General features: G+C 62.1%; 24 protein-coding genes. 15 read left to right on the top strand and 9 right to left on the bottom strand.

The window, feature by feature from the left end; genetic code table 11:
• Positions 1 to 57 precede the first annotated feature (57 nt).
• On the bottom strand, positions 58 to 2,904 hold the full coding sequence (rapA, locus tag NTD80_RS19310) for an RNA polymerase-associated protein RapA (protein ID WP_065902937.1): 2,847 nt from the start codon (positions 2,902 to 2,904) through the stop codon (positions 58 to 60).
• Positions 2,905 to 3,123: 219 nt separating this feature from the next.
• Here rapA and NTD80_RS19305 point away from each other — a divergent pair, with 219 nt between their 5' ends.
• Positions 3,124 to 3,465 carry an aspartate-semialdehyde dehydrogenase gene (locus tag NTD80_RS19305; RefSeq protein ID WP_065902935.1) on the top strand — a complete coding sequence of 114 codons (342 nt, stop codon included), beginning with the start codon at positions 3,124 to 3,126 and terminating at the stop codon, positions 3,463 to 3,465.
• On the opposite strand, the gene NTD80_RS19300 is transcribed toward NTD80_RS19305, so the two are convergent.
• From NTD80_RS19300 to NTD80_RS19290, 3 genes are all read right to left on the bottom strand, one after another.
• On the bottom strand, positions 3,462 to 4,643 hold the full coding sequence (locus NTD80_RS19300; protein ID WP_262134596.1) for an aminotransferase class V-fold PLP-dependent enzyme: 1,182 nt from the start codon (positions 4,641 to 4,643) through the stop codon (positions 3,462 to 3,464). The genes NTD80_RS19305 and NTD80_RS19300 overlap by 4 nt on opposite strands.
• Positions 4,640 to 5,110 (bottom strand): RidA family protein, encoded by a 471-nt coding sequence (locus NTD80_RS19295; protein WP_065902931.1) that lies wholly within the window; start codon positions 5,108 to 5,110, stop codon positions 4,640 to 4,642. Before NTD80_RS19295 ends, NTD80_RS19300 begins: the two co-directional genes overlap by 4 nt.
• Before the next feature lie 90 nt (positions 5,111 to 5,200).
• A complete protein-coding gene (locus tag NTD80_RS19290) occupies positions 5,201 to 6,067 on the bottom strand; it encodes a LysR substrate-binding domain-containing protein (RefSeq protein WP_262134593.1) in 867 nt (288 codons plus the stop codon).
• Between the two features lie 187 nt (positions 6,068 to 6,254).
• Between NTD80_RS19290 and NTD80_RS19285 the strand changes: the two genes are divergently transcribed.
• From NTD80_RS19285 to ccoM, 3 genes are all read left to right on the top strand, one after another.
• A complete protein-coding gene (locus tag NTD80_RS19285; RefSeq protein ID WP_262134592.1) occupies positions 6,255 to 6,740 on the top strand; it encodes a lipocalin-like domain-containing protein in 486 nt (161 codons plus the stop codon).
• A gap of 102 nt (positions 6,741 to 6,842) precedes the next feature.
• Positions 6,843 to 7,004: a hypothetical protein gene (locus NTD80_RS19280; RefSeq protein WP_003172386.1), complete on the top strand. Its 162-nt coding sequence runs from the start codon at positions 6,843 to 6,845 to the stop codon at positions 7,002 to 7,004.
• A gap of 143 nt (positions 7,005 to 7,147) precedes the next feature.
• Complete coding sequence (ccoM, locus tag NTD80_RS31250) at positions 7,148 to 7,264, top strand: cytochrome c oxidase subunit CcoM (protein ID WP_276145525.1); 117 nt, start codon at positions 7,148 to 7,150, stop codon at positions 7,262 to 7,264.
• An 855-nt stretch (positions 7,265 to 8,119) separates the two neighbouring features.
• Here the strand turns inward: ccoM and NTD80_RS19275 are convergent.
• Both NTD80_RS19275 and NTD80_RS19270 read right to left on the bottom strand, forming a co-directional pair.
• Positions 8,120 to 9,595 carry an inorganic phosphate transporter gene (locus NTD80_RS19275; RefSeq protein ID WP_065902928.1) on the bottom strand — a complete coding sequence of 492 codons (1,476 nt, stop codon included), beginning with the start codon at positions 9,593 to 9,595 and terminating at the stop codon, positions 8,120 to 8,122.
• A 310-nt stretch (positions 9,596 to 9,905) separates the two neighbouring features.
• Positions 9,906 to 10,106 carry a hypothetical protein gene (locus NTD80_RS19270; RefSeq protein ID WP_057701255.1) on the bottom strand — a complete coding sequence of 67 codons (201 nt, stop codon included), beginning with the start codon at positions 10,104 to 10,106 and terminating at the stop codon, positions 9,906 to 9,908.
• 555 nt (positions 10,107 to 10,661) lie between these two features.
• Here NTD80_RS19270 and pcaR point away from each other — a divergent pair.
• The 11 genes from pcaR to pcaC all read left to right on the top strand — a co-directional run bounded on the left by pcaR (position 10,662) and on the right by pcaC (position 21,719).
• Positions 10,662 to 11,504 (top strand): pca regulon transcriptional regulator PcaR, encoded by an 843-nt coding sequence (gene pcaR / locus NTD80_RS19265; RefSeq protein WP_065902926.1) that lies wholly within the window; start codon positions 10,662 to 10,664, stop codon positions 11,502 to 11,504.
• A 143-nt stretch (positions 11,505 to 11,647) separates the two neighbouring features.
• Positions 11,648 to 12,988, top strand: coding sequence for an MFS transporter (locus tag NTD80_RS19260; protein WP_065902923.1), 1,341 nt, complete (start codon positions 11,648 to 11,650; stop codon positions 12,986 to 12,988).
• A gap of 269 nt (positions 12,989 to 13,257) precedes the next feature.
• Positions 13,258 to 14,115, top strand: coding sequence for a CoA transferase subunit A (locus tag NTD80_RS19255; protein ID WP_065902921.1), 858 nt, complete (start codon positions 13,258 to 13,260; stop codon positions 14,113 to 14,115).
• Positions 14,115 to 14,894, top strand: a complete 780-nt coding sequence (locus tag NTD80_RS19250; RefSeq protein WP_262134591.1) for a CoA-transferase subunit beta — start codon at positions 14,115 to 14,117, stop codon at positions 14,892 to 14,894. Before NTD80_RS19255 ends, NTD80_RS19250 begins: the two co-directional genes overlap by 1 nt.
• Positions 14,891 to 16,093, top strand: a complete 1,203-nt coding sequence (pcaF, locus tag NTD80_RS19245) for a 3-oxoadipyl-CoA thiolase (RefSeq protein WP_177410378.1) — start codon at positions 14,891 to 14,893, stop codon at positions 16,091 to 16,093. The genes NTD80_RS19250 and pcaF overlap by 4 nt, the downstream gene beginning before the upstream one ends.
• Before the next feature lie 17 nt (positions 16,094 to 16,110).
• A complete protein-coding gene (gene pcaH, locus NTD80_RS19240; RefSeq protein WP_262134590.1) occupies positions 16,111 to 16,815 on the top strand; it encodes a protocatechuate 3,4-dioxygenase subunit beta in 705 nt (234 codons plus the stop codon).
• Position 16,816: 1 nt separating this feature from the next.
• Positions 16,817 to 17,383, top strand: coding sequence for a protocatechuate 3,4-dioxygenase subunit alpha (gene pcaG / locus NTD80_RS19235; protein WP_106804909.1), 567 nt, complete (start codon positions 16,817 to 16,819; stop codon positions 17,381 to 17,383).
• Positions 17,384 to 17,564: 181 nt separating this feature from the next.
• Positions 17,565 to 18,860 (top strand): MFS family transporter, encoded by a 1,296-nt coding sequence (locus tag NTD80_RS19230; protein WP_065902911.1) that lies wholly within the window; start codon positions 17,565 to 17,567, stop codon positions 18,858 to 18,860.
• A 9-nt stretch (positions 18,861 to 18,869) separates the two neighbouring features.
• Positions 18,870 to 20,234 (top strand): 3-carboxy-cis,cis-muconate cycloisomerase, encoded by a 1,365-nt coding sequence (locus NTD80_RS19225; protein ID WP_213552343.1) that lies wholly within the window; start codon positions 18,870 to 18,872, stop codon positions 20,232 to 20,234.
• A gap of 10 nt (positions 20,235 to 20,244) precedes the next feature.
• Positions 20,245 to 21,036, top strand: a complete 792-nt coding sequence (pcaD, locus tag NTD80_RS19220) for a 3-oxoadipate enol-lactonase (RefSeq protein WP_262134589.1) — start codon at positions 20,245 to 20,247, stop codon at positions 21,034 to 21,036.
• A 284-nt stretch (positions 21,037 to 21,320) separates the two neighbouring features.
• Entirely contained in the window at positions 21,321 to 21,719 is a 399-nt protein-coding gene (gene pcaC / locus NTD80_RS19215) for a 4-carboxymuconolactone decarboxylase (protein ID WP_262134588.1), read from the top strand.
• Positions 21,720 to 21,761: 42 nt separating this feature from the next.
• Here the strand turns inward: pcaC and NTD80_RS19210 are convergent, their stop codons facing one another.
• The 3 genes from NTD80_RS19210 to NTD80_RS19200 all read right to left on the bottom strand — a co-directional run bounded on the left by NTD80_RS19210 (position 21,762) and on the right by NTD80_RS19200 (position 25,672).
• Positions 21,762 to 23,318 (bottom strand): M91 family zinc metallopeptidase, encoded by a 1,557-nt coding sequence (locus NTD80_RS19210; protein WP_262134587.1) that lies wholly within the window; start codon positions 23,316 to 23,318, stop codon positions 21,762 to 21,764.
• A 120-nt stretch (positions 23,319 to 23,438) separates the two neighbouring features.
• The gene (locus NTD80_RS19205; protein ID WP_262134585.1) at positions 23,439 to 24,338 is read right to left on the bottom strand and encodes a polysaccharide deacetylase family protein; all 900 of its coding nucleotides are present in this window, start codon (positions 24,336 to 24,338) and stop codon (positions 23,439 to 23,441) included.
• 83 nt (positions 24,339 to 24,421) lie between these two features.
• The gene (locus NTD80_RS19200; RefSeq protein ID WP_262134584.1) at positions 24,422 to 25,672 is read right to left on the bottom strand and encodes an OprD family porin; all 1,251 of its coding nucleotides are present in this window, start codon (positions 25,670 to 25,672) and stop codon (positions 24,422 to 24,424) included.
• Positions 25,673 to 25,686 lie beyond the last annotated feature (14 nt).

Genomic DNA, 25,686 nt, shown 5'->3' with positions numbered 1-25,686 from the left:
AGTGAATAAAAAAGGCCCGCATTGCGCGGGCCTTTTTTCAGCGGAGCAGGGCGGTCATCAACCCGCCACCAACACCCGGATCGCTTCCAGTCGCAGCGCTGCCTTGTCGAGCATGGCCAGGCCTTGCTCGCGTTGTTGGCGCAGGGCCACCAATTCGCTGTCGCGTACGGTCGGGTTGACCGCTTGCAGCGCCGTCAGGCGCGACAGCTCTTCGTCAGTGTCTGCAGCCAGGCGGCGCTTGGCTTCGGCCACACGTTCGGCGTGGCGTGGGGTGATCTTCTCTTCACCGGCGTTGATCCGTGGCGTCAACTGGTCGCGCTGCGCCTGGATAAACTTGTTGGCGCTGGCCCGTGGCACGCTCTCCAGCTGGTCGTTCAGGGTTTCAAACGACACGCGGCTGGACAGGTCATTCCCGTTCGCATCCAGCAGGCAGCGCAGGGCGGCCGGCGGCAGGTAACGGCCCAGTTGCAGCGAGCGCGGGGCAACCACTTCGCTGACGTAGAGCAGCTCCAGCAACACGGTGCCAGGCTTGAGCGCCTTGTTCTTGATCAGCGCCACGGCGGTGTTGCCCATCGAGCCGGACAGCACCAGGTCCATGCCGCCCTGCACCATCGGGTGTTCCCAGGTGATGAACTGCATGTCTTCGCGCGACAGCGCCTGGTTGCGGTCGTAGGTGATGGTCACGCCTTCGTCGTCGCCCAGGGGGAAGCTGGCGTCGAGCATTTTTTCGCTGGGCTTGAGGATCAGCGCGTTTTCCGAATGGTCTTCGCTGTCGATGCCGAACGCGTCGAACAGGGTTTCCATGTAGATCGGCAGGGCGAACTGGTCGTCTTGCTCAAGGATGGCCTCGACCAGTGCATCGCCTTCACCCGCACCGCCGGAGTTGAGCTCCAGCAAACGGTCGCGACCGGTGTGCAGTTCCTGCTCCAGGCGCTCGCGCTCGGCACGGGCCTCGTCGATCAGGGCTTGCCATTCGCCATCGTCGGCGTTTTCCAGCAGCGGCAGCAGGCGCGGGCCGAACTGGTGCTGCAAGGCATTGCCGGTCGGACAGGTGTTGAGGAAGGCGTTCAGCGCTTCGTTGTACCACTGGAACAGGCGCTCTTGCGGGCTGGTTTCCAGGTAGGGCACGTGCAGTTCGATCACATGTTTCTGGCCGATCCGGTCCAGACGTCCGATCCGTTGTTCCAGCAGGTCGGGGTGCGACGGCAGGTCGAACAGCACCAGGTGGTGGGAGAACTGGAAGTTGCGACCTTCACTGCCGATTTCCGAGCAGATCAGCACTTGTGCGCCGAACTCTTCATCAGCGAAGTAGGCGGCGGCACGGTCACGCTCGAGGATGTTCATGCCCTCGTGGAACACCGTGGCCGGGATGCCGGAGCGCACGCGCAGCGCGTCTTCCAGGTCCATCGCGGTTTCGGCGTGCGCGCAGATCACCAGGACCTTGGTGCGCTTGAGCATTTTCAGCTGGTCGATCAGCCACTCGACCCGTGGGTCGAAGCGCCACCAGCGGTTTTCTTCTTCGATGTCTGGCTGCGACTGGAAGCTGACTTCCGGGTACAACTCGGCGTGCTCGCCCAGCGGCAATTCGAGGTATTCGTCCGGGTTCGGCAGCGGGTAGGCGTGCAGCTTGCGCTCCGGGAAGCCTTGCACAGCGGCGCGGGTGTTGCGAAACAGTACGCGGCCGGTGCCATGGCGGTCGAGCAGCTCGCGCACCAGGCGCGCGCTGGCTTCGGTGTCGCCATCGTTGACGGCGGTCAGCAGCGCTTCACCTTCGTTACCGAGGAAACCCTGGATGGTCTGGTGTGCGGCAGGCGACAGGCGGCCTTTATCCAACAGCTCCTGCACGGCTTCGGCCACCGGGCGATAGTTCTCGCTCTCGGCACGGAAGGCTTGCAGGTCGTGGAAGCGGTTCGGGTCGAGCAGGCGCAGACGCGCGAAGTGGCTGTCCTGGCCCAGCTGTTCCGGGGTCGCGGTGAGCAGCAGCACGCCCGGGATGACCTCGGCCAGTTGCTCGACCAGCGCGTACTCGGCGCTGGCCTTGTCTTCATGCCACACCAGGTGGTGGGCTTCGTCGACGACCAGCAGGTCCCAACCGGCTGCGAACAGCGCGTCCTGAGCCTTCTCGTCGTCCACCAGCCACTCCAGGGCGACCAGCGCCAGCTGGGTGTCTTCGAACGGGTTGGTCGCATCGCTCTCGATGAAACGTTCTTCGTCGAACAGCGCAACCTGCAGGTTGAAGCGGCGGCGCATCTCTACCAGCCACTGGTGCTGGAGGTTTTCCGGCACCAGGATCAGCACACGGTTGGCGCGACCCGAGAGCAGCTGGCGATGGATCACCAGGCCGGCTTCGATGGTCTTGCCCAGGCCCACTTCGTCCGCCAGCAATACCCGTGGCGCGATACGGTCAGCGACTTCACGGGCGATGTGCAGTTGGTGCGCAATTGGTTGCGCACGCACGCCGCCCAGGCCCCACAGCGAAGACTGCAGTTGGCGGCTGGTGTGCTCCAGGGTGTGGTAGCGCAGCGAGAACCAGGCCAGCGGGTCGATCTGCCCGGCGAACAGACGGTCGCTGGCCAGGCGGAACTGGATGAAGTTGGAGAGTTGGGTTTCCGGCAGGGTGACCTGCTCGTTCTGCCCATTGAGGCCGTGATACACCAGCAGGCCATCGACGTCGTCGACTTCCTGCACGGTCATTTTCCAGCCTTCGAAATGGGTGATGGAGTCACCCGGCGAGAACCTCACGCGAGTGAGGGGCGCATTCCGTAGCGCATACTGGCGGGTGTCGCCAGTGGCCGGATAGAGCACGGTCAACAAGCGGCCGTCCTGTGCCAGAACGGTGCCTAACCCCAGCTCTGCTTCGCTGTCACTAATCCAGCGTTGCCCCGGTTGATACTGCTGCGCCATGCTGCCTGACTCCCGCCGTGAAAAAGCCGACTATGTTAACGGAACAAGGCCCCACGCCCAAGGACTCTGACAAAAACTACTCCGTTTGCGGCAGTGTCCGGAAGCCGAATCGACGGGTGGCAGGCACTTGCGAGTGTCGACTGGGTCACAGCTTGGCGAGTGCGTTCTCAAGTCGCCACGCGGCCCGCCGACAGCCTGTTGATCAGGAGAATAACTATTATGCTGCCACCCATGCTGCCCGTCAGCGTTGTGCCGGTCACTTCGCAACTCGACCCGGTACGCCAGAAGCCGGATATCCCGCCCGTGGTGCCAGTACAAGCGGGCTCCAACGAAAGCACGATCGACCTTAAAAAGGGCGATGCCGAGCAGTCGACCTTTCTGCTGCGTGAAGAGCAACGCCGCCAGCAAGAGCAGCAAAAACGCCGGCGCGAAGCCGACGAAGACCCGGAGCAGCACCTGGCGATTCCCGGCGACCTGCTCAATGCCGACAACACCGTGCCGGTGGCGCCGCTGATCGAAGATGCGCCGCGCCAGGGCTTGTGGGTGGACGTCGAGGTCTAGTCGCGCAACGCCTGCAATGCCGCCATCAACTGCGCGATGTCGTCGTCGTTGTTGAGCGGGCTGACGGAGATCCGCGCGATGCTGGTCAGCCCGCGCGCCTGCATGTCCAACGGCGTGTAGGCTACGCCATTGGCACCGATATTGATGCGCTTCAGGGCCAGGCGGCGCTTGAGTTCGAAAGCGTCCCAGCCGTCCAGGTTAAAGGCGATCAGCCCTGATTGCGCAGTGCCCAGGTCATGCAGGGAAATACCCGGCATCTGACGCAAGGCCTGGCGAATTCGCCCACTGGTGTGTGCGATCTGTTCCCACACTTGCTCAAGCCCCAGTCGATTCATCTCCTGCAACGCGTTGCCCAGTCCCGCCAACAAGGCAAACGACACTTCGCTGGTTTCGAAGCGCCGGGCGTCGTTGCGCAGGTCGAAACCGTCTGCGCTCCACGGCGCCGAAAACACATCGCGCTGGGCCGGATTCAGGTGCGGCAAAAAGTCCGGGCGCACATACAGCAGCGCGGTGCCACGCGGCCCGCGCAGGTGCTTGCGCCCGGCGGACTTGAGCACATCGCACTGCAGCGCCTGCACGTCCACCGGCACCTGGCCGACGGCTTGGCCGGCGTCGATGAAATAGGCAATGCCATGACGTCGGGCCACGGCGCCGATGGCCTCGGCGGGGTTGATCAGGCCACCGTTGGCCGGCAGCCAGGTCAGGTCGATCAGCTTGACGTGCGCGTCGATCATCGACTCCAGCGCCAGCGGGCAGACCGCGCCGGAGGCATCGCAAGGGATGACTTCCACGCGCGCGCCGGCCTGCACCGCCAGGTCCATGCTGGCGAGGTTGCCCCCCCATTCATGGCGGCCGACCAGGATGCGATCGCCCGGTTGCCACGGCCCCAGTGCCTGGAATGCCAGGCTCCAGGCGGCCGAACCGCTGCTGGCGAAGGCGATCGACGCGGCGGGTGCGTTGAGCAATTGCGCGGCGGCGCGGCGGGCTTTTTCCACCAGCACGGCGCCATGCTCGCCGGCTTCCATGGGGCCATCACGGGCTTCGCGGTGCAGTTGATCGATAATCGCATCGAGGGTCGCCTGGCTTGGCAGCGAGGCACCGGCGTGATTGAAATGCACGATGCCCGACTGGCAGCCGGGCGTGCTGTCGCGCAATTGCTGGACGTCGAGCGGGCTCACGGTTGCAGCTCGAAAATCGCGTCAACCTCCACGGCCACGCCGGCCGGCAGGCTGGAAACGCCAACGGCGGTGCGCACATGCCGACCTTTTTCGCCGAGGGCATTGACCAGCAGGTTCGAGGCGCCGTTGGCAACCCCGCTTTGGCGCTGGAAATCGCCGCTGCTGGCAATGAATACACCCAGGCGCAAAATGCGCACCAGGCGCGACAGGTCATCACCCAGCGCATGGCTTAATTGTCCCAACAGGCCCAGCGCCGCCAGCTCGGCTGCCTGGGCGCCTTCTTCATCGCTGAGGGATTCGCCCAGGCGGCCGACGTAGGCGGGCTTGCCATCGACCATCGGGATTTGCCCGGAGACGAACAGCTGGTTCTGGCTGATCACATAGTTGATGTAGTTGGCCGCCGGTTGGCTCGGGGTCGGCAGCGTCAGGCCGAGGGCTTGCACGCGTTGGCGCAGGGAGTCGCTCATGATCCATCCTCCTGGGTTAAGAGGTGCCAGCATGTTGGCCGAGGAGGGCGGCGACAAACGGATAGATCTCACCCGACGTATCGAAAAAACTCACGCGTCGCGGCAGGCTTCCAGCAGCCATTCGCTGAAGCACGCGGCGGCGTCACCGGCCGGGCCGGGCGGCGCGATCAGCCAATAGCCGATGTCGCTGTGATATGGCGGCCAGTCGAAGGCTTCCACCAGGCTGCCGTCCTGGAGCCTGCGCTGGATCAGGCGATGACGGCCCATGGCGATGCCTTGGCCGGCCACGGCCGCTTCGACCACGATGTTGTAGTCATGCAGCATCACGCGCGGGTGGCGGTCGAGATCGACGTGGTAGTGCGCAGACCAATCCGTCCATTCGAAGGGGCGGTGCGAGGTGGCCATCAGCAGTGGGCTGTCATGCATCGCTTTGAATGTCGGGCTGCACACCGGGGAGATGACTTCCGGCATCAGCCGCGTGGCCTGCACGTCGGGCCAGTCGCCCTTGCCATAGCGAATCGCCAGGTCGACCTCGGCGCCGGCCACGTCCGCCAGTTGAATCGCCGGTAACAGCTCCACCTGGATATGCGGGTAGCGATTGAGAAACCCGGCCAGGCGCGGTGCCAGCCACAGCGTGGCAAAGGAGGCGAGCAGGCCGACACGCAGCACGGTGCTGCTGGGCGCTGTTTTTTGGGTGCGGGTCGCGGCGGCGATGGCGTCGAGGGCCGGGCGGATTTCGTCGTAGTACTGTTGGCCGTCCGTGGTCAGATCGATCGCGCGGGTGCGACGGATAAACAACGGTTTGCCCAAGTGCTGTTCGAGCTTTTGCACCTGATGGCTGAGGGCGCTCTGGGTCACCGACAGCTCGGCGGCGGCCTTGATAAAACTCAAATGCCGGGCCACGGCCTCAAAGGCGCGCAGGGCCAGAAGTGGGGGAAGGTCCTTGTGCAGTGCCACCTGAGTGCGCCTCTTGCGTAGAGTGTAAAAGTGCTGATTCTGGGCGATGGCGGTGTAATTTGTCGCCCGTTGTTTTGCTGTCGATTTTGATCGCCAGGCCTGCATGGCATTGGCTTGGGATTTGTCTTACATAGACTTCCACAATTATTCTGAAGAATTCACGCCTCATTATTGAGGTGATGCAACGATGCACAGGTATGTAAAAAAGTGGTTGTTTGGGGTGACTATTACGACGGCACTTTGCGGGACGGTACTGGCAAATGAGTCACCGTTGGTGGGGGCATGGCGACTGGTCGGTTATCAGGTTGAGTCCCAGGCTACCCTTGAGCGGATTCCTGCGATGGGAAGCCATCCTTCCGGGCGCGTCATTTTTACCGCAGATCACCGAGTGGCTTTTGTGCTGACGGGTGAGGGAAGAAAAGCGGGATCAACGGACGCGCAAAAGGCGATGTTGCTGAATACGCTGGTGGCCTATACCGGTATCGAGCGGATCGAGGGCAACCGATGGTGCACACAGGTAGAGGCCGCCTGGAACCCGGATTGGGTCGGTACCGAGCAGTGCAGGGATTTTGAGGTCAAGGGGGACACGTTGGAAGTACTGACGCCTTGGCGAGAGATGCCGAATTGGCCGGGCACTACACGCTCCATCATTACCTTTGAGCGCGATAAATAAGCGAGTGAATGTGAGTGCGGCGGGAAATTTCTCCAGGGTATTTGCCGCAACGCAGGCAAGGCCGCATTATTGAGTCATTCCCGCCACAACGTAAGCCAAGCCATGAGTGATGACGACAAGCTGATCGACCTGAATGCCGAACGTGCCAAGCGTGTGCATGACCTCAATGACAAGCGCCTGAATGAAGTGCGCCAAGCGTTTGAGCAGGCCATGCCGCTGGGAAAAGCCAAGAAAAAACCGAAGAACAAACCGAAAAAGCGTTGAAACAACCTGCATCCGTTGATGCAGGTCAGTTATTGCCCTTCTTTACGCCCCGTCGCGGGCGACATTGATCCTCGTCAATTTTCCAATCCGCCTTCTCCATTAACTTAGCCCTATCGCAACAGGGCAAGTGCAGGAGGCCGGTCATGTTTATCGATAATGTGGTATTTGCCGGGGTGCTGACTGTCAGCCTCATGGTGCTGTTTTTTGTAGGGTTTGGGATTTTTATCTGGAAGGACGCTAATAAGCGTAAAGAACCGTAAGTCTTTCTGGATTACATGAGCACGCAAGGCATTTTGGGCGACTTCGGTCGCCCTTTTTTTTGTTTGTTTTTTTGCATGCCCACTATTGCGGGAATGGCTGAAATGGACCCCGCGCTTATTGCAGATTAGCTTTTGTGTGGGGGCTGGCTTGCCTGCGATGCAGACAACTCGGTCTTCCAGTGAGACCCAGTCGATGCCTTCGCAGGCAAGCCAGCTCCCACAGTTGAGCGCATTCTCCCGCACCACTGCGGCCGGCTTTTGGGTTGCTGTGTGAGTAGGCCCAAAGCGTGCGCGCTTCTGTGTGGGGGCTGGCTTGCCTGCGATGCAGACAACTCGGTCTTCCAGTGAGACCCAGTCGATGCCTTCGCAGGCAAGCCAGCTCCCACAGTTGACCGTGTTCCCCCGCACCACTGCGGTCGGCTTTTGGGTTGCTGTGTGAGTAGGCCCAAAGCGTGCGCGCTTTTGTGTGGGAGCTGGCTTGCCTGCGATGCAGACAACTCGGTCTTCCAGTGAGACTCAGTCGATGCCTTCGCAGGCAAGCCAGCTCCCACAGTTGACCGTGTTCCCCCGCACCACTGCGGTCGGCTTTTGGGTTGCTGTGTGAGTAGGCCCAAAGCGTGCGCGCTTTTGTGTGGGAGCTGGCTTGCCTGCGATGCAGGCAACTCGGTCTTCCAGTGAGACCCAGTCGATGCCTTCGCAGGCAAGCCAGCTCCCACAGTTGAGCGCATTCTCCTGCACCAATCGGGTCGGGTTTTGGGGCGCCGTGCTAGATCTTGATCCACGGGGGCTTATCACAAGACAAAAAAAAGCGCGATCCCAATCAAGGATCACGCCTTTTTTTCCGAGGGCAGCCTATCAGCTACCCAGCGCCTTGGAAGCCAACCAGAACAACCCGGCCGAAAGGCCCACAGTCGCCGGCAAGGTCAACACCCAAGCCATCAGGATGGTCTTGACGGTGCCGCCCTGCAGCCCGCTCTTGTTCGCGACCATGGTCCCCGCCACACCCGACGACAGCACGTGGGTGGTCGACACCGGCAGACTGAAGATGTTGGCCAGGCCAATCATGCTGGCGGTGGTGATCTGCGCCGACATGCCCTGGGCATAGGTCATGCCCTGCTTGCCGATCTTCTCGCCGATGGTCAGTACCACACGCTTCCAACCCACCATGGTGCCCAGGCCCAGGGCCAGTGCGACTGCGAGGATCACCCAGAACGGTGCGTATTCGGTGGTAGCGGTCAGGTCTTTGCGCAGCTTGTCGAGGTCGGCCTTGTCACGTGCCGACAGATTCGGCAGCTTGCCGACTTTCTTCGCGGTGTCGTCCAGGCAGAGCAAATACCGGCGTACTTCAATGCGGTGATCGGCAGTCAACGAATGGTAGTCGGAGACACCTTTCAAGGTGTTGACCAGCGCGTTGATGGTCGGCTCGGTCTGCTGCGGATTGCACTGGAACTTGCCAGGAAGGTCGTTCTGCACGCTTTTACCCAGGGCCAGGAACTCGCCGAGGGTGTCTTGATTGCGCTGGTAGAACTGACTCAAATGCACCGTCGCGTCGCGGGTACGTTCGATCTGGTAAGTGGTGCTACCGAGGTCGAGAACGAATTGCGCCGGCACGATGCCGATCAGCACCAGCATGATCAGGCCGATGCCTTTCTGGCCATCGTTGGAACCGTGCACGAAGCTTACGGCCATGGCAGAAATCACCAGCACCAGGCGGTTCCAGAACGGCGGGTGTTTCTTGTCGTCGAGCTTGCGACGCTGGTCCGGGGTCTTGTGCATCTTCGACAGCGGACGCCACCACTTCAGCGCGATCAGCACCAGGGCGGCAACGAGGAAACCGGCCATCGGCGAGAACACCAGGGATGCGCCGATATCGATCGCTTTCTGCCAGTTCACACCGTCAGCCAAGGGGATGTCGTTGATCAGCGCGTTGGCCAGGCCGACACCGAGGATCGAGCCGATCAGGGTGTGGGAGCTGGAAGCGGGGATCCCGAAGTACCAGGTGCCCAGGTTCCAGGTGATCGCCGCCGCCAATAAAGAGAAGACCATTGCCAGGCCATGGCCGGTATTCACATTGATCAGCAACTCCACCGGCAGCAAGTGCACGATGGCGTAGGCGACACCGACACCACCGAGCAACACGCCGAGGAAGTTGAACACCCCGGAGAAGAACACGGCCAGGTGCGGCGGCATGGCTTTGGTATAGATGACTGTGGCCACCGCGTTAGCGGTGTCATGAAAGCCATTGATGAACTCGAAGGCGAGGACAAAGGCCAGGGCGAGCAACAGGCTCACTAGAACCCAAGCATCCAGTCCGCTGAATAAATCGATCATGAAGGTTTTCTGACCCGGTCGTAAGGGGGCGCGATTATGCCAGAAAACCTCAGTAATCGATGCACTAGCTGCTCATCGGTAACAATCTTCATTGAAAAACCCGCGGCAAAAGGCGCCCATCCCAGGGTTTTCGGGGGGTTGGCAAGTCTTTGATTTATAACGCGGAGGGTGCCAGGGGCAGGGTTTTTTGGCAAAAACCGCATGCCTGAAACATTTGTATGAAATTTCGCTCGCGGTAGTGGGATGCCAGATAGCCGGCTGCTAGCTATGTGCCAGCAGCCTGGCGCACCTGTGGCTCAAACCGAAGCGCTTATGGCTCTTCGGTTTTGAGTTCCTGTTCAATCTTTTGGATTTCCTGGGCAAATGCCTGGTCGAGCAGGCTGGCTCGTTTGCGCCATGGTTTGCGTTCAGGTTCAGGCTGGGCGGCGTAGGTGGTGATTTCCCCGCCGTAAACGTCCTTGTAACGTTGCTCCTGGCGCTCAAGTTCCGCGCGCAGTTCGTCTTTCGTCACATCGTTACCTAATTGAGTTGAGTAATTACATTGCAGCACGGTGCCTGAATGTCGCCCTCGGGCTCTTTCAAGTTAAACCGTTGCAGCGTTGAACTTGAAACAGGCACGAACGGCCTTGGATTAATGCTGACATTCGAGGCAGGTAGTTGCGATCAACAATGCACGGCATCTGCATCATCTGGCCAGCTCCCGTCCCGACAGTGAAACCGGGCGGACCTGCATACAGGGTGCATTATAGCGGCGCATTTGAATAACACTATCGGCATAAAGTTAAAAAGCGTCAACTTTGTGTGAGCGTTTTGTTACACGAGCGCGTCAGTGTTTGCATAAATGTTGGCGTCATAAAATCCACCCCACTTCGGACGTTAAAACACCGCCTTAACTTTAGTTGATTGGCAGGCGGCCCCGTCCTCGGTCATGCAAAATTGCGATTATCGAATGAGCGTCCGATAATCGCCCAATGTTCCCGGTCGTGCCTTGTGCATCCCGGCCGGCGCGGCTTGTAATAGCAGCCAAACCTCCCTTGCGGTTGACAATAAGAGAAAGGATCCCGACATGAACGATCAATTGCGCAACGCTTTCGCCTCAGTGGCGCCGCCGATCGTTGCCTCACCGGCCAAGCGTATCCAGGCCTTTACCGGTGATCCGGACTTCATGACCTCCCTGGCCCGTGGCCTAGCCGTGGTGCAGGCGTTCCAGGAACGCAAGCGTCACCTCACCATCGCCCAGATCAGCCATCGTACGGAAATCCCCCGCGCCGCCGTGCGCCGTTGCCTGCACACATTGATCAAGCTGGGCTACGCCACCACCGACGGGCGCACCTATTCGCTGCTGCCCAAGGTCCTGACCCTCGGCCATGCCTACCTGTCATCCACGCCACTGGCAGTGTCGGCCCAGCCTTACCTGGATCGCATGAGCGAGCAGCTCCATGAAGCCTGCAACATGGCCACCCTGGAAGGTGACGACATCCTCTACATCGCGCGTTCGGCCACCACCCAGCGCCTCATCTCGGTGGACTTGTCGGTGGGCGGGCGCTTGCCGGCCTATTGCACCTCCATGGGCCGCATCCTGCTGGCGGCGCTGGACGATGCCTCCCTGCAGGATTACCTCGACCACGCCGACCTGCAAACCAAGACCAGCCGTACGCTGACCACCCCCGAAGCCTTGTTCGAATGCCTGCAACAAGTGCGTCAGCAGGGTTGGTGCATCGTCGATCAGGAATTGGAGCAAGGCCTGCGCTCCATCGCCGTGCCGGTGTATGACGCGTCCGGCCAGGTGCTGGCTGCGCTCAATGTCAGTACCCACGCCGGGCGGGTCAGCCGCAGCGAGCTGGAGCAGCGGTTTCTGCCGAGCATGCTGAGTGCGAGTCGGGATCTGAGCGCGCAGCTGTTTGCCTAACTGTTCGGTGACCGCACAGATCCCGGTTTGATCAATTGACGATGTTTCCCCTGGCTTATTACTGTGCGGCAGCGCTCTGAGCGCCGCCCAATAATAACGACGACCCCAGGCCGTCAGCCCGCCATCGGTGTGGAATAAAAATAATGAATCAGCCTTCTGTCGGTACCACGCTGGACGTCCAGTCCTTTATCAACGCCCAGCCGCTCTCACGCTATCAGTGGCGCGTGGTCATTCTGTGTTTCCTCATCGTATTCCTCGATGGCCTCGATACCGCGGCCATGGGCTTTATCGCGCCCGCGCTGTCCCAGGATTGGGGCATTGATCGCGCCAGCCTCGGCCCGGTGATGAGCGCCGCGTTGATCGGCATGGTCTTCGGTGCCCTGGGATCGGGGCCGCTGGCTGACCGGTTCGGGCGCAAGGTCGTGCTGGTCGGCGCGGTGTTGGTGTTTGGCGCATTCAGCCTGGCCTCGGCCTACAGCAGCAATGTCGACCAATTACTGGTGCTGCGTTTCCTTACCGGGCTGGGCCTGGGCGCCGGCATGCCGAACGCGACGACGCTGCTGTCGGAGTACACCCCCGAACGCCACAAATCGCTGCTGGTGACCAGCATGTTCTGCGGCTTCAACCTTGGCATGGCGGGTGGCGGGTTTATCTCGGCCAAGCTGATCCCGGCGTTTGGCTGGCACGCGTTGTTGATGATCGGCGGCATCCTGCCACTGATTCTTGTGGGGGTGTTGGTGCTGTGGTTGCCCGAGTCGGCGCGCTACCTGGTGGTGCGCAACCGTGGGACCGACAAGGTGCGCAAAACCCTGTCACCCATCGAGCCGACCATCGTCGCCCAGGCTACCCACTTCAGCGTGCCGGAGCAGAAAACCGTCAAGGCGCGCAACGTGTTTGCGGTGATCTTCTCCGGCACTTACAGCGCCGGCACCTTGCTGCTATGGCTGACCTACTTCATGGGCCTGGTGATCGTGTACCTGCTGACCAGCTGGTTGCCGACCCTGATGCGTGACAGCGGCGCCAGCCTGGAGCAGGCCGCGTTTATCGGCGCGTTGTTCCAGTTTGGCGGCGTGTTGAGTGCAGTCGGGGTAGGGTGGGCGATGGACCGGTTCAACCCCCACAAGGTTATCGGCACTTTCTACCTGTTGGCCGGGGTGTTTGCCTACGCGGTGGGGCAGAGCCTGGGCAATATCACTTTATTGGCGACTTTGGTGCTGATCGCCGGGATGTGCGTCAACGGCGCGCAATCGGCGATGCCGTCCCTGGCGGCCCGTTTCTACCCGACGCAGGGGCGTGCCACCGGTGTGTCGTGGATGCTCGGCATCGGCCGCTTCGGTGCGATTCTCGGCGCGTGGATGGGCGCCACCTTGCTGGGCCTGGGCTGGAACTTCGAGCAGGTGCTGACCGCGCTGGTAATCCCGGCGGCGCTGGCTACGGCAGCCGTGGTCATCAAAGGCATGGTCAGCCACGCCGACGCCACCTGACACGCCGTTGCAGGGGTGGGCTTGCCGGCAATGCGGGCGCCTCGGTCAATCATTGAGCGCGGTGATGCGGTCGCCGGCAAGCCCGCTCCTACAGGAGTGGGGCGCTTCTGATGGCGTGTCGGCAAGAAGATTAGCTAGACAACAATCCGTTCGATAATCGAACACTGAGTCGATTATCGGATTGTTCGGCCCATTTACCCGGCTTAATCTTCAAGCACTTCGGCGCCACCTCAGCGCCTTTTTCGATCCACACCGGGAGCCCGAACCCCATGGCTGAAATTCTTGCGCTGCGCGACGCGGTGAAGCAATTCGTGAACGACGGCGATACCGTCGCACTGGAAGGCTTCACCCACCTGATCCCTACGGCAGCGGGTCATGAAATCATTCGTCAGGGCAAGAAAGACCTGACGCTGGTGCGTATGACGCCTGACCTGATCTACGACCAGTTGATCGGCGCCGGCTGTGCGCGCAAGTTGATTTTCTCTTGGGGCGGCAACCCTGGCGTGGGCTCCTTGCACCGCCTGCGTGACGCGGTCGAGAAGCAATGGCCGCAACCCTTGGAAATCGAAGAACACAGCCACGCCGACCTGGCCAATGCCTACGTCGCCGGTGCCTCGGGCCTGCCGTTCGCGGTACTGCGTGCCTACGCCGGTTCCGACCTGCCCAAGGTCAACCCGCTGATCAAGACCGTGACCTGCCCGTTCACCGGCGAAGTGCTGGCGGCGGTGCCGTCAGTGCGCCCGGACATCACCGTGATCCATGCACAGAAGGCCGACCGCAAGGGCAACGTGCTGCTCTGGGGCATTCTTGGGGTGCAGAAGGAAGCGGCCCTGGCGGCCAAGCGCTGCATCGTCACCGTCGAGGAAATTGTCGATGACCTCAACGCGCCGATGAACAGCTGCGTGTTGCCGACGTGGGCACTGACTGCGGTGTGCCATGTGCCTGGCGGCGCACATCCTTCCTACGCGCATGGTTACAACGAGCGTGATAACCGCTTCTATCAGGCGTGGGACCCGATTGCCCGCGACCGTGCGACGTTTACCGCCTGGATCGACGAATACATCCACGGCACTGCCGACTTCAGTGAATTCCAGGCCAAGCTGGCCACCGTGCAGGAGGCCAAGTAATGGCTTACTCGACCAATGAAATGATGACCGTCGCCGCCGCGCGTCGCCTCAAGAACGGCTCCGTCTGCTTTGTGGGCATCGGCCTGCCGTCCAAGGCCGCCAACCTGGCGCGCCTGACCTCATCGCCCGACGTGGTGCTGATCTACGAGTCCGGCCCGATTGGCGCCAAGCCTTCGGTGTTGCCGCTGTCGATCGGTGATGGCGAGCTGGCGGAGACCGCCGACACGGTGGTGCCGACCGGTGAGATCTTTCGTTACTGGCTGCAGGGCGGGCGTATCGACGTCGGCTTTCTCGGCGCCGCCCAGGTCGACCGCTTTGGCAACATCAACACCACCGTGGTGGGCGATTACCACCAGCCCAAGGTGCGGCTGCCGGGGGCCGGCGGCGCACCGGAGATCGCAGGTTCGGCCAAGAGCGTGCTGATCATCCTCAAGCAGTCGTCGCGTTCGTTTGTCGACAAGCTGGACTTCATCACCTCGGTCGGCCACGGCGAAGGCGGCGATTCACGCAAACGCCTGGGCCTGCCAGGGGCTGGGCCTGTAGGGATCATTACCGACCTGTGCATCATGGAGCCGGAAGCGGGCACCCATGAATTTGTGGTCACCGCGCTGCACCCTGGCGTGACCCGCGAACAAGTCGTGGCCGCCACCGGTTGGGCGATTCGATTTGCCGACCAGGTCAGCACCACCGAGGAACCCACCGACGTCGAGTTGAGCGCCTTGCGTGACCTTGAAGCACTTACCGCCGCCGCCCATGGCCAAGCCCCCGGAGAAGCCTGATGCGCGAAGTATTTATCTGTGACGCCATTCGTACCCCCATCGGCCGTTTCGGCGGTGGCCTGTCTACCGTGCGCGCCGATGACCTCGCCGCGTTGCCGATCAAGGCCCTGATCGAGCGCAACCCTTCGGTGGACTGGAACGCGGTCGACGAAGTCTTCCTCGGCTGCGCCAACCAGGCCGGTGAAGACAATCGCAACGTCGCGCGCATGGCCCTGCTGCTGGCGGGCCTGCCGGAAAGCATCCCTGGCGTGACCCTGAACCGCCTGTGTGCCTCGGGCATGGATGCTATCGGCACAGCGTTCCGTGCAATCGCCAGCGGTGAAATGGAGTTGGCGATTGCCGGGGGCGTCGAGTCGATGTCCCGTGCACCGTTTGTGATGGGCAAGGCCGACGCGGCGTTTTCCCGCAACATGAAGCTGGAAGACACCACCATCGGCTGGCGTTTTATCAACCCGTTGATGAAAGCCCAGTACGGCGTGGATGCAATGCCGCAGACCGCCGACAACGTCGCCGACGACTTCAACGTGTCCCGCGCCGACCAGGACGCGTTCGCCCTGCGTAGCCAGCAACGCACGGCCGCCGCCCAGGCTGCCGGGTACTTCGCCGAGGAAATCGTGCCGGTACGCGTTGCGCACAAAAAAGGCGAGACCGTGGTGGAGCACGATGAACACCCACGGGACACCACCCTCGATGCCCTGGCCAAACTCAAGCCGGTCAACGGCCCGGACAAGACCGTCACCGCCGGCAATGCCTCGGGCGTGAACGATGGCGCGGCAGCGCTGATCCTGGCCTCCGCCGACGCCGTGAAAAAACACGGCCTCACGGCCCGCGCCCGGGTGCTCGGCATGGCGAGTGCCGGCGTGGCACCACGCGTGATGGGCATCGGCCCGGTGCCGGCGGTGCGCAAGCTGGTGGAGCGCCTGGGCCTGGCGGTCAGCGACTTCGACGTGATCGAACTCAACGAAGCCTTCGCCAGCCAAGGCCTGGCCGTGCTGCGTGAATTGGGGATTGCCGACGACGCGCCGCAGGTCAACCCGAACGGCGGCGCCATCGCCCTCGGCCACCCGCTGGGCATGAGCGGTGCGCGGCTGGTGTTGACGGCACTGCATCAACTGGAAAAAACCGGCGGCAGCAAAGGCCTGGCGACGATGTGTGTCGGCGTCGGCCAAGGCCTGGCCCTGGCGATTGAACGCGTCTAATAAGAGAGGATTGGTCCATGAGTGACAAGCCCGGTTACCGGCGCCCGCAAGCGGGCACTCAACCTGATTACCTGCACCCGGCCTACCAGTCGACGAACCTGCGTTCGCCGTCCAAGCCCTTGGTGTTTCTGCCCCATTCGTTGTCGGAAATCACCGGCCCGACCATCGGCGCCGAGCGCGTCAATGCGCAGGACAACGACCTCACCGGCCAGCACGCCGGCGAACCGCTCGGTGAGCGCATCATCATTCACGGGCGTGTGCTGGATGAAAACGGCCAACCGGTGCCGGGCATCCTCGTGGAGATCTGGCAGGCCAACGCCGCCGGTCGCTACAACCACAAGCGCGACCTGCACGACGCGCCGCTGGACCCGAACTTCACGGGCACCGGGCGCACCGTCACCGACGCCGAGGGCTGGTACCAGTTCCAGACCATCAAGCCCGGCGCCTACCCGTGGGGCAACCACCACAATGCGTGGCGCCCGGCGCATATCCACTTTTCACTGTTCGGCCCGAGCGTGCTGACGCGCCTGGTCACACAGATGTATTTCCCCGGCGACCCGCTGCTGGAGTACGACCCGATCTACAACTGCGTGCCGGACACCTCGGCCAAGCAGCGCCTGATCGCCCGCTTCGACCTGGAAAAAACCATTCCTTCCTATGCCCTCGGCTACCGCTGGGACATCGTCCTGCGCGGCCGCGACGCCACGCCGATGGAGAAATGAGATGACACTCACTGCGACCACGTCCCACACCGTCGGGCCGTATTACCACATCGGCCTGACCTGGCTGAACCGCGAAGACCTCACCGTGCCCGCCACCCTCGGCGAGCGCGTGGCGATCAGCGGGCAGGTGGTGGATGGCAACGGCGATGTCGTCAACGACGCCATGCTGGAAGTCTGGCAGGCGAATGCCGCCGGCAAGTACGACCATCCCGAGGATGAGCAGGACAAGGCTGTCGACCCCAACTTTGAAGGCTTTGGCCGGGTGCCGGTGGATGCCGAAGGGCGGTTTCGTTTTACCACCATCAAGCCAGGTGCCGTTCCGGGCTTGAAGGGCACTACCCAGGCGCCGCACCTGGTGGTGCTGGTATTCGCGCGTGGGCTGGTGAAGCACCTGCTGACGCGGATTTACTTTGACGGCGAGGCGCTGAATGGGGATGACGCGCTGCTGGCGTGTGTGCCCCAGGAGCGGCGGCGCACGCTGATCGCCAAGGCGGATGCGGCGGGTGTGTATCAGTGGAATGTAATTTTGCAAGGCACAGACGAAGAGACTGTGTTTTTTGATTATTGAGTTGGCTGAAGATTTTTCGCCGGCAAGCCAGCTCCCACAGGGGGATGCTTTCCACATGTGGGAGCCGGGCTTGCCGGCGATGAGGCCGGTTCAGGCAACTGCTGTGCAAAAGTCTGCTTGCGGAACATGGTTGTTGCAAAGTATGTCTAGGCTATAACCGTTCCCACTGAGTGAAAAAAACATGACAACAAAAACCAGCCACTACACCGGAGAAGAACGCAGCAAACGGATTTTTGCGATCGTCGGTGCGTCTTCCGGCAACCTCGTCGAATGGTTCGACTTCTACGTCTATGCCTTCTGCGCCATCTACTTCGCCCCGGCGTTTTTTCCGTCGGACGACCCCACGGTCCAACTGCTCAACACCGCTGGCGTCTTTGCCGCCGGCTTCCTGATGCGACCTATCGGCGGCTGGCTATTTGGCCGGGTGGCCGACAAGCATGGTCGCAAGAATTCGATGATGATCTCGGTGCTGATGATGTGCGCCGGCTCGCTGGTGATCGCCTTCCTGCCCACCTACAAAGACATCGGCGCCTGGGCGCCGGCGTTGCTGCTGGTGGCGCGGTTGTTCCAGGGCTTGTCGGTCGGCGGCGAATACGGCACCACCGCGACCTACATGAGTGAAGTCGCGCTCAAGGGTCAACGTGGCTTCTTTGCCTCGTTCCAATACGTGACGTTGATCGGCGGGCAACTGCTGGCAGTGCTGGTGGTGGTGATCCTGCAGCAACTGCTCAGCGAAGACGAACTGCGGGCGTGGGGCTGGCGGATTCCGTTCGTGATCGGCGCGGTTGCAGCCGTGATCTCCCTGCTGCTGCGTCGCACCCTCAAGGAAACCACCAGCAAGGAAACCCGCCAGGACAAGGACGCCGGCAGCATCGCCGCGCTGTTCCGTGACCACAAGGCTGCGTTTATCACCGTGCTCGGCTACACCGCCGGCGGCTCGCTGATTTTCTACACCTTTACCACCTACATGCAGAAGTACCTGGTGAACACCGCCGGGATGCACGCCAAGACTGCCAGCTACATCATGACCGGCGCGCTGTTCCTCTACATGTGCATGCAGCCGCTGTTCGGCATGCTGGCCGACAAGATCGGTCGCCGTAACTCGATGCTGTGGTTCGGCGCGCTGGGCACGTTGTGCACGGTGCCGATCCTGCTCAGCCTGAAAACCGTCAGCAGCCCGTTCCTGGCCTTTGTGCTGATCACCCTGGCCCTGGCCATCGTGAGCTTCTACACCTCGATCAGCGGCCTGGTGAAAGCCGAAATGTTCCCGCCACAAGTGCGCGCCCTCGGCGTGGGCCTGGCCTATGCGGTGGCCAACGCGATCTTCGGCGGTTCGGCGGAATACGTGGCCCTGGGGCTCAAATCCATGGGCATGGAAAACACCTTCTATTGGTATGTCACCGGCATGATGGCGGTGGCCTTCCTGTTCAGCTTGCGCCTGCCGAAACAGGCGGCGTATTTGCACCACGATTTGTAAGGGACCGTTATGACGCTGCGCACGAGCAATCAATTGTTCGACGCCTACTTCACCGCTGACAGCATGGCCGAGGTGTTCTGCGATCAGGGACGCCTGCAGGGCATGCTCGATTTCGAAGCGGGCCTGGCCCGTGCCGAAGCGCGGGTCGGCTTGATTCCGCACGCCGCCGTTGCCCCGATTGCCCAGGCCTGCCTGGCGTCGCGGTACGACGTGGACGCCCTCGGCGTGGCGATCGCCACGGCGGGGAATTCGGCCATTCCGTTGGTGAAGGCTCTGGGCAAGTTGATTGCCAGTGAGGATGCCGGGGCCGAGCGTTATGTGCATCTGGGCGCGACCAGCCAGGACGTGATGGACACCGGCCTGGTTCTGCAAATACGCCAGGCGCTGGCGTTGATCGAAGCTGACCTGGCGCAACTGGGCGGCGTGCTGGCCGCGCAGGCGCAGCGTTATGCCGGCGTGCCGCTAGCTGGGCGTACCTGGTTGCAGCATGCGACACCGGTCACGTTGGGGATGAAAATCGCTGGTTGGCTGGGGGCAGTGACGCGCAGTCGGCAACGTCTTGCCGAGCTGAAACCGCGTCTGCTGGTGCTGCAATTTGGCGGCGCGTCCGGCACTTTGGCGGCGCTCGGTGAACAGGCGATGCCGGTCGCCGAGGCCTTGGCTGCCGAATTGCAGCTGGGCCTGCCCGAACAACCCTGGCATACCCAGCGCGACCGTTTGGTGGAGTTTGCCAGTGTGCTCGGCCTGATCGCCGGCAGCCTCGGCAAGCTGGGGCGTGATATCAGCCTGCTGATGCAGACCGAGGCGGCGGAAGTCTTCGAGCCGTCGGCGCCGGGCAAGGGCGGTTCCTCGACCATGCCGCACAAACGCAACCCGGTGGGCGCCGCCGTACTGATCAGCGCGGCGACCCGCGTACCTGGCCTGGTGGCGACACTGTTCAGCGCCATGCCCCAGGAACACGAGCGCAGCCTGGGCCTGTGGCACGCCGAGTGGGAAACCCTGCCGGAGATTTGCCGGTTGGTCTCCGGAGCGCTGCACCAGGCCTTGCTGGTGAGCGAGGGGTTGGAGGTCAATCCTGAGCGCATGGCGCAGAACCTCGACCTGACCCAGGGCCTGGTGCTGGCCGAAGCCGTGAGCATCGTGCTCGCCCAACGCCTGGGGCGCGAGACCGCCCACCACCTGCTCGAACAATGCTGTAAACGCGCCGTCGCCGAGGGGCGTCATTTGCGTGCGGTGCTGGCGGACGAGCCGCAAATCACCCACGAACTCTCCGCCGCTGAACTCGACCGCCTGCTCGACCCGGCCCACTACCTGGGCCAGGCGCACACCTGGGTGACCCGCGCCGTCACCGAACATTTTGCCTTGACCGCCTGAGGAGAACGCTGTGGCTTTTGTACAACTCGCCGAGGGCGAACTGCATTACCAACTGGATGGACCTGTGGAGGCACCCGTGTTGGTGCTGTCCAACTCGCTGGGCACTGACCTGCACATGTGGGACATCCAGATCCCGGCTTTCACCAAGCATTTTCGCGTGTTGCGTTTCGATACCCGTGGCCATGGCAAATCCCTGGTCACCGAGGGGCCCTACAGCATCGAGCAACTGGGGCGCGACGTGATTGCGCTGCTGGATGCGCTGGATATCCAGCGGGCGCATTTCTGTGGGCTGTCGATGGGCGGCTTGATCGGCCAATGGCTCGGCATCCATGCCGGCGAGCGCCTGCAGCGCCTGGTGGTGTGCAACACCGCCGCCAAGATCGGCACGCCGGACATCTGGAACCCGCGTATCGAGATGGTCCTGCGCGATGGCGCGGCGGCGATGGTAGCGTTGCGCGATGCATCGATTGCGCGCTGGTTCACCGCCGATTTCGCTGCGGCCAACCCGCACCAGGCCCAACAGATCACCGACATGCTCGCGGCCACCTCGCCCGAAGGCTACGCGGCCAATTGTGCGGCGGTGCGCGACGCCGATTTCCGCGAGCAACTGGCCTTGATCAAAGTGCCGACCCTGGCGATTGCCGGCACCGAAGATGCCGTTACGCCACCGGCCGGCAGTCACTTTATCCAGAGCCATGTGCAGGGCGCCGAATACGCCGAGTTCTATGCCGCGCACCTGTCCAATGTGCAGGCGGGTGCGGCGTTCAGTGAGCGGGTGCTGGAGTTTCTGCTGGCGCAATGAACCTGTGGTGAGCGGGCTTGCACAGGGCTGGGGAGCGAAGCGGGCTGGGGTTAGTCAGTGCGTTTTTTTCGATGGACCTTGTCGCAGGTTTTGGGGCTGCTGCGCAGCCCAACGCGGGGCAAGCCCGCTCGCCACAACAAGCCCACTAGCCACAACAAGCCCATTAGCCACAATAAGTCGGCTCAGCAAAACAAGCCTGCTCAGCAAGACAAGCGTGCTGGCTACGGCAGGTGCGTTTGCCACAGTGGGGCGAGTCTTTATCACATTCAGTCGGGAGTATTTTTGTGGATGAGAAACAACGTTATGCCGATGGCCTGCAGGTGCGCCGCGAAGTCCTGGGTGATGCGCACGTCGACCGCAGTCTCAATGCCCTGACCGAGTTCAACAGTGAGTTCCAGGAAATGATCACCCGCCACGCCTGGGGTGACATCTGGACCCGCCCGGGCCTGCCCCGGCACACCCGCAGCCTGATCACCATCGCCATGCTGATCGGCATGAACCGCAGCGAAGAACTCAAGCTGCACCTGCGCGCCGCGGCCAGCAATGGCGTGACCCGCGCCGAGATCAAGGAAGTGCTGATGCAGAGCGCGATCTACTGCGGCATACCGGCGGCGAACGCGACGTTTCACCTGGCTGAATCGGTGTGGGATGAACTGGGAGTTGAATCCCGCCAGCCGAAGTAACAGCCCCCCCGGGCCTGAGGCGGTCGAGCCGGCTCAGGCTGCCTACGTGGCGTAGACCCTCTTGCGCAATGGAAGCCCCATTTCTTCTTTCAGGCCGTTTTCGGTAAATGCCCGCGGATTGGTGGTGGTTTTCGCGGTGCTGGGGTCGCCGTCGAAATCAACCGGTGGGACTGCCGAATGCAGACCGATCGCCTGTCGCTCCCTGTTGGGTTCACGTTCCTGGTTATTGTCGGGGTCTGCGGTGGTCCCCTTTAGATTTTGGCCTGTGGCACCCGCGAAGGCGTGTCCCCTTTCATGCGCGAGACTGATGATCGGGGGCGAACTGTCGTCGTGCATATACATCGGGTTGTAATTGATCGTGCCCAGGTCAGCTTTTTCTCCGGCTTTACCCTCCACGATATAACCCAACTGTGACTCGCTCAGGGCTTCGACGGCGCCGCCGGCTTGAAGATGCTGTTGGATGGCCTTGGTGTTGAAGCCGTAGGTCATGTCATACCGGGTGTCCAGCTCGCGCAGGGTGACTGGCGCGTTGTTGCTCGCGGCCAGTTCGTCCTCTTTCTTCAAGGACTGCTGGCCTATGGGCGACATTCTCAATAGCTCCAGATCGTCTTCGACGCGCTGTTTGAACTCGGCGGAACCCTCGACCTTATAGGCAGTTTTCCCGGCATCACTGGGCGTTACATCAATCCTGCGTGAGCTGAGCGAGCGGACCACGTTGTCCGAAGGTTTGGCGTAGATCACCGTGTTGTCATGGTAAGACCTCACGTTGTTTTTACCCCTGCCGGTGTAAATGACCGAACTGCCATGGCTGACCATCAGGTTGTCACCACCGCCACCGTGCATCACGGTGTGGCCATTTTTGGCGATCATGAAGTCGTTGCCGCGCCCTCCGTCCATATGCACCTTTCGGTTGGCAGGGCCCAGCATGGCCTGAAGATGGTCATTGCCATTGCCGCCGTACAGCGCACTGCTGCCACTGCCCGCGATCAGTGTGTCGTTGCCTTCCCCGCCTGATGCGACCCCACGCCCCCTGCCCATCACGATAAAGTCGTCGCCTGCGCCGCCCTTGATTTGGGTGGGCCCGCCACCGCCGCGGGCGTAGTCGTCACCGTCTCCCAAATCGATCTTGATGGGCGTCGTGACGTCTGGAGCCACCACCACGGAGTCATTGCCGCCGTGGGTCTTGATACACAGGGGCTGGACCATTCCCTGCTCTGGTCGATTGAGCAGCTCGAGGCTGTAGGCTTTACCGTTGACCGTCGCGAGCAGCTTCCCATCGGGGGCGCGCTTGATGTTCACCCGGTCTGCATGGTTGCCGGTTTCTAACACCATTTGACTGAATATGGTGCTGACGTCGCCGTTTTTTGCGGCGCTGAATTCAACCTCCTGGGAGATTTTCACGTTCTTGTCCTGAAACAGGACCTCACTGTTGACGTAGCTTTTGTGTCCCAGGGCGATTTGCGGAGACGGACGGGAGGCGGGGGTCAGGGCATCGGAGTCAGGGCGTTTGTATTTGATCTGGACGGAGGGTTCTGGCGGTGTCGGTGATGGGCTGTGGGTGTAATTCGTCATTACGGGCGCGGACGCAGAGATAGTCATGGTTAGGCTCGATCGGTGCTGGCAGATTTTCCTTTGAGTGGTGGGCAGGGAAGTGTTGTTCCGAGGAGAGGGCAGTCAAACACTTGTCTCGATGTTGCGTGCCTTGCGAGCGGCCTGGATTTAATGGGAATCGGCGTCCCACACCCAATTCCACACGCCGGGCAGATGCACGGGCTCGCTGACATCCTTGACCGTACGCGCCAGCGCGGCGCGTTGCAGGGCGCCGGTGTCGGTGTAGAACGGCTCGGCGGCCGTCGGCATGCCATTGATGCGGGCGCTGTCGAGCAGGATCTGCAGGTACTCCTGCAGGTGCCGCGCGGTGTAGCGGTTGATATCGTGGAAGGTCACCACCACCGGTATCACCCCGTCCACCGTCGGTAGCTCGCCGAGCGCGATGTGTTCGCGCACCACCGACAGTTGTCGATACAGATTGGCGCGGCGGCGCGGGCTGCCGTTGAAGCCCCAGATCTTGCCGTCATTGGCACTCAAGTCGGTCAGCAACACCTGCATGCCATGGCGTTGGTAGGCGGCGAACGTGCGGCGGTCGTAATTCCAGAACGGTGGGCGCACCAGCACGGGCGGCGTGCCGGTGATCGCGGCAATGTCGGCCGCACCTTGGGCGAGGGTGCTGTCCAGCTCGGCGTCATTCAGCCAGCGATGGTTGGTATGAAACGCTGTCGCCGTGTGAAAGGCCAGGATATGCCCGCCCGCGTACTCACGCTCCATGGTCTTGCGGCCCCGGGAGCTACCGCCGGAACGGCTCGCTTCGGTCTGCAGGAAAAACACCGCCTTGATCCCCGGCAACACCGGGTTGTGCGCCAGGTCGGCGACCACGGAACGGCTGGGATTGTTGTAGCCCGAGGCACTGGGGCCGTCGTCGAAGGTCAGCAGGAAACGGATCGGTGCCTGGGCTTGCAGGCGCTCTTCGGTCTGCGGCGTCAGGGGAATGGGCGCACCAATGCAGCCGCTGAGGCTCAGGGCCAGGGCACAGAGGGCGAAGACGATGACGAAGGATTTCATGGTGTGCGCGGGCCCGGATAATAGCCGCTGCTGAGTGGATCAGCAGCGGCAGGCGCGCACCATACAGCAAGTCCGGCGGCGGTTTACAGCAGACTTATCGGATAACTGACGATCAACCGGTTTTCGTCGAATTCATTGTTGCTGTAGTCCCGGCGCATGCTTGAGTTGCGCCAGCGTACCGTCAGGTTTTGCAGGGCGCCGCTCTGCACGGTGTAGCCGATTTCGCTTTCACGGCCCCATTCCTTGCCGTCGGTGATGGTGCCGGTGTGCACGTTGCTGCCGCTGAGGTAGCGGTTCATCAGGGTCAGGCCGGGGACGCCGAGGGCGGCGAAGTTGTAGTCATGGCGCACCTGCCAGGATTTTTCCTCGGCGTTGTCGTAGCTCGAGTTGTAGCTGTCGTTGGCCAGGGTGCCGCCGCTGGTGCCGTTGACGCGCATCCAGGCGCTGTTGCCGGTGAGTCGTTGCAGGCCGACATAGAAGGTGTTGCCGCCATACTTGGCGGAGAACAGCCCCGACCAGGTCTTGTTGTCCAGGTTGCCTGCGCGGGCGCTGCCATCGTCCTTGCCGTAGAAGAATCCGAGGTTGGCCCCCAGCGTCCAGTCGCCGATGGGCTGGCTGTGGATCAGGTTGACGAACTGCTGGCTATAGATGTCCTTGAGCTGGGCATTCCACAGGCCGATCTGGGTGCGCTTGTCGTTGAACGCATACTCGCCGCCCTGGAAGTTGAAACGGTCGGAGGTGAAGGCCGGTTTACCGAACATCGACAGGTCGGTCATGCTGCTGTCGTCGCGCGGGCTGTTGGCGCGGAACTGGCCGCCGTAGAGGGTCAGGCCATCGATTTCCCTGGAGGTGATCTGCCCGCCGCGCAGGGTTTGCGGCAGGGAGCGGCCATCGTCCGAACGCAGGATCGGCAGCACCGGCATCCATTCGCCCACCTTGACTTCAGTCTTCGATATCCGCGCCTTGAACGCCACGCCCAGGCGGCCGAACTCGTCCGCCGGGCGGCCATCGTGATCCAGCGGCAGCAATTGGGTGCCGCCGGTGCCGCGCCCGCCATCGAGCTTCACCGAGTACAGCCCCAGCACATCCACGCCGAAACCGACCGTGCCCTGGGTAAAGCCGGACTTGGCATCGAGGATGAAACTTTGCGTCCACTCCTGCGCGCCGCCCTGGATCTTGGTGGGGTTGGTGTAATTGCGGTTGAAGAAGAAATTGCGCAGGTTGAGGTTGGCGCTGGCGTCTTCGAGAAACCCATGTTCTTCGGCGACGGCAGGCAACGCAAGACTGGCGACAGCGGTGGCCAGCAAGAGCCGGCGCGGGTGGAAAGTGCTCATGGTGTCGGACCTGT

The sequence above is a fragment of the Pseudomonas sp. 13B_2.1_Bac1 genome, assembly GCF_025466155.1.
Classification (GTDB): Bacteria; Pseudomonadota; Gammaproteobacteria; order Pseudomonadales; family Pseudomonadaceae; genus Aquipseudomonas; species Aquipseudomonas aylmerensis.
Note: the sequence above shows the minus strand (reverse complement) of the source record. Positions and strands in the feature narration are given on the sequence as shown.

What these genes read in the sequence shown, in the direction of transcription:
- rapA (WP_065902937.1), bottom strand. Translation starts at nt 2,904, where the DNA reads ATGGCGCAGCAGTATCAACCGGGGCAACGCTGGATTAGTGACAGCGAA.
- NTD80_RS19305 (WP_065902935.1), top strand. Translation starts at nt 3,124, where the DNA reads ATGCTGCCACCCATGCTGCCCGTCAGCGTTGTGCCGGTCACTTCGCAA.
- NTD80_RS19295 (WP_065902931.1), bottom strand. Translation starts at nt 5,110, where the DNA reads ATGAGCGACTCCCTGCGCCAACGCGTGCAAGCCCTCGGCCTGACGCTG.
- NTD80_RS19285 (WP_262134592.1), top strand. Translation starts at nt 6,255, where the DNA reads ATGCACAGGTATGTAAAAAAGTGGTTGTTTGGGGTGACTATTACGACG.
- NTD80_RS19280 (WP_003172386.1), top strand. Translation starts at nt 6,843, where the DNA reads ATGAGTGATGACGACAAGCTGATCGACCTGAATGCCGAACGTGCCAAG.
- ccoM (WP_276145525.1), top strand. Translation starts at nt 7,148, where the DNA reads ATGTTTATCGATAATGTGGTATTTGCCGGGGTGCTGACTGTCAGCCTC.
- NTD80_RS19275 (WP_065902928.1), bottom strand. Translation starts at nt 9,595, where the DNA reads ATGATCGATTTATTCAGCGGACTGGATGCTTGGGTTCTAGTGAGCCTG.
- pcaR (WP_065902926.1), top strand. Translation starts at nt 10,662, where the DNA reads ATGAACGATCAATTGCGCAACGCTTTCGCCTCAGTGGCGCCGCCGATC.
- NTD80_RS19260 (WP_065902923.1), top strand. Translation starts at nt 11,648, where the DNA reads ATGAATCAGCCTTCTGTCGGTACCACGCTGGACGTCCAGTCCTTTATC.
- NTD80_RS19255 (WP_065902921.1), top strand. Translation starts at nt 13,258, where the DNA reads ATGGCTGAAATTCTTGCGCTGCGCGACGCGGTGAAGCAATTCGTGAAC.
- NTD80_RS19250 (WP_262134591.1), top strand. Translation starts at nt 14,115, where the DNA reads ATGGCTTACTCGACCAATGAAATGATGACCGTCGCCGCCGCGCGTCGC.
- pcaH (WP_262134590.1), top strand. Translation starts at nt 16,111, where the DNA reads ATGAGTGACAAGCCCGGTTACCGGCGCCCGCAAGCGGGCACTCAACCT.
- pcaG (WP_106804909.1), top strand. Translation starts at nt 16,817, where the DNA reads ATGACACTCACTGCGACCACGTCCCACACCGTCGGGCCGTATTACCAC.
- NTD80_RS19230 (WP_065902911.1), top strand. Translation starts at nt 17,565, where the DNA reads ATGACAACAAAAACCAGCCACTACACCGGAGAAGAACGCAGCAAACGG.
- NTD80_RS19225 (WP_213552343.1), top strand. Translation starts at nt 18,870, where the DNA reads ATGACGCTGCGCACGAGCAATCAATTGTTCGACGCCTACTTCACCGCT.
- NTD80_RS19210 (WP_262134587.1), bottom strand. Translation starts at nt 23,318, where the DNA reads ATGACTATCTCTGCGTCCGCGCCCGTAATGACGAATTACACCCACAGC.
- NTD80_RS19205 (WP_262134585.1), bottom strand. Translation starts at nt 24,338, where the DNA reads ATGAAATCCTTCGTCATCGTCTTCGCCCTCTGTGCCCTGGCCCTGAGC.
- NTD80_RS19200 (WP_262134584.1), bottom strand. Translation starts at nt 25,672, where the DNA reads ATGAGCACTTTCCACCCGCGCCGGCTCTTGCTGGCCACCGCTGTCGCC.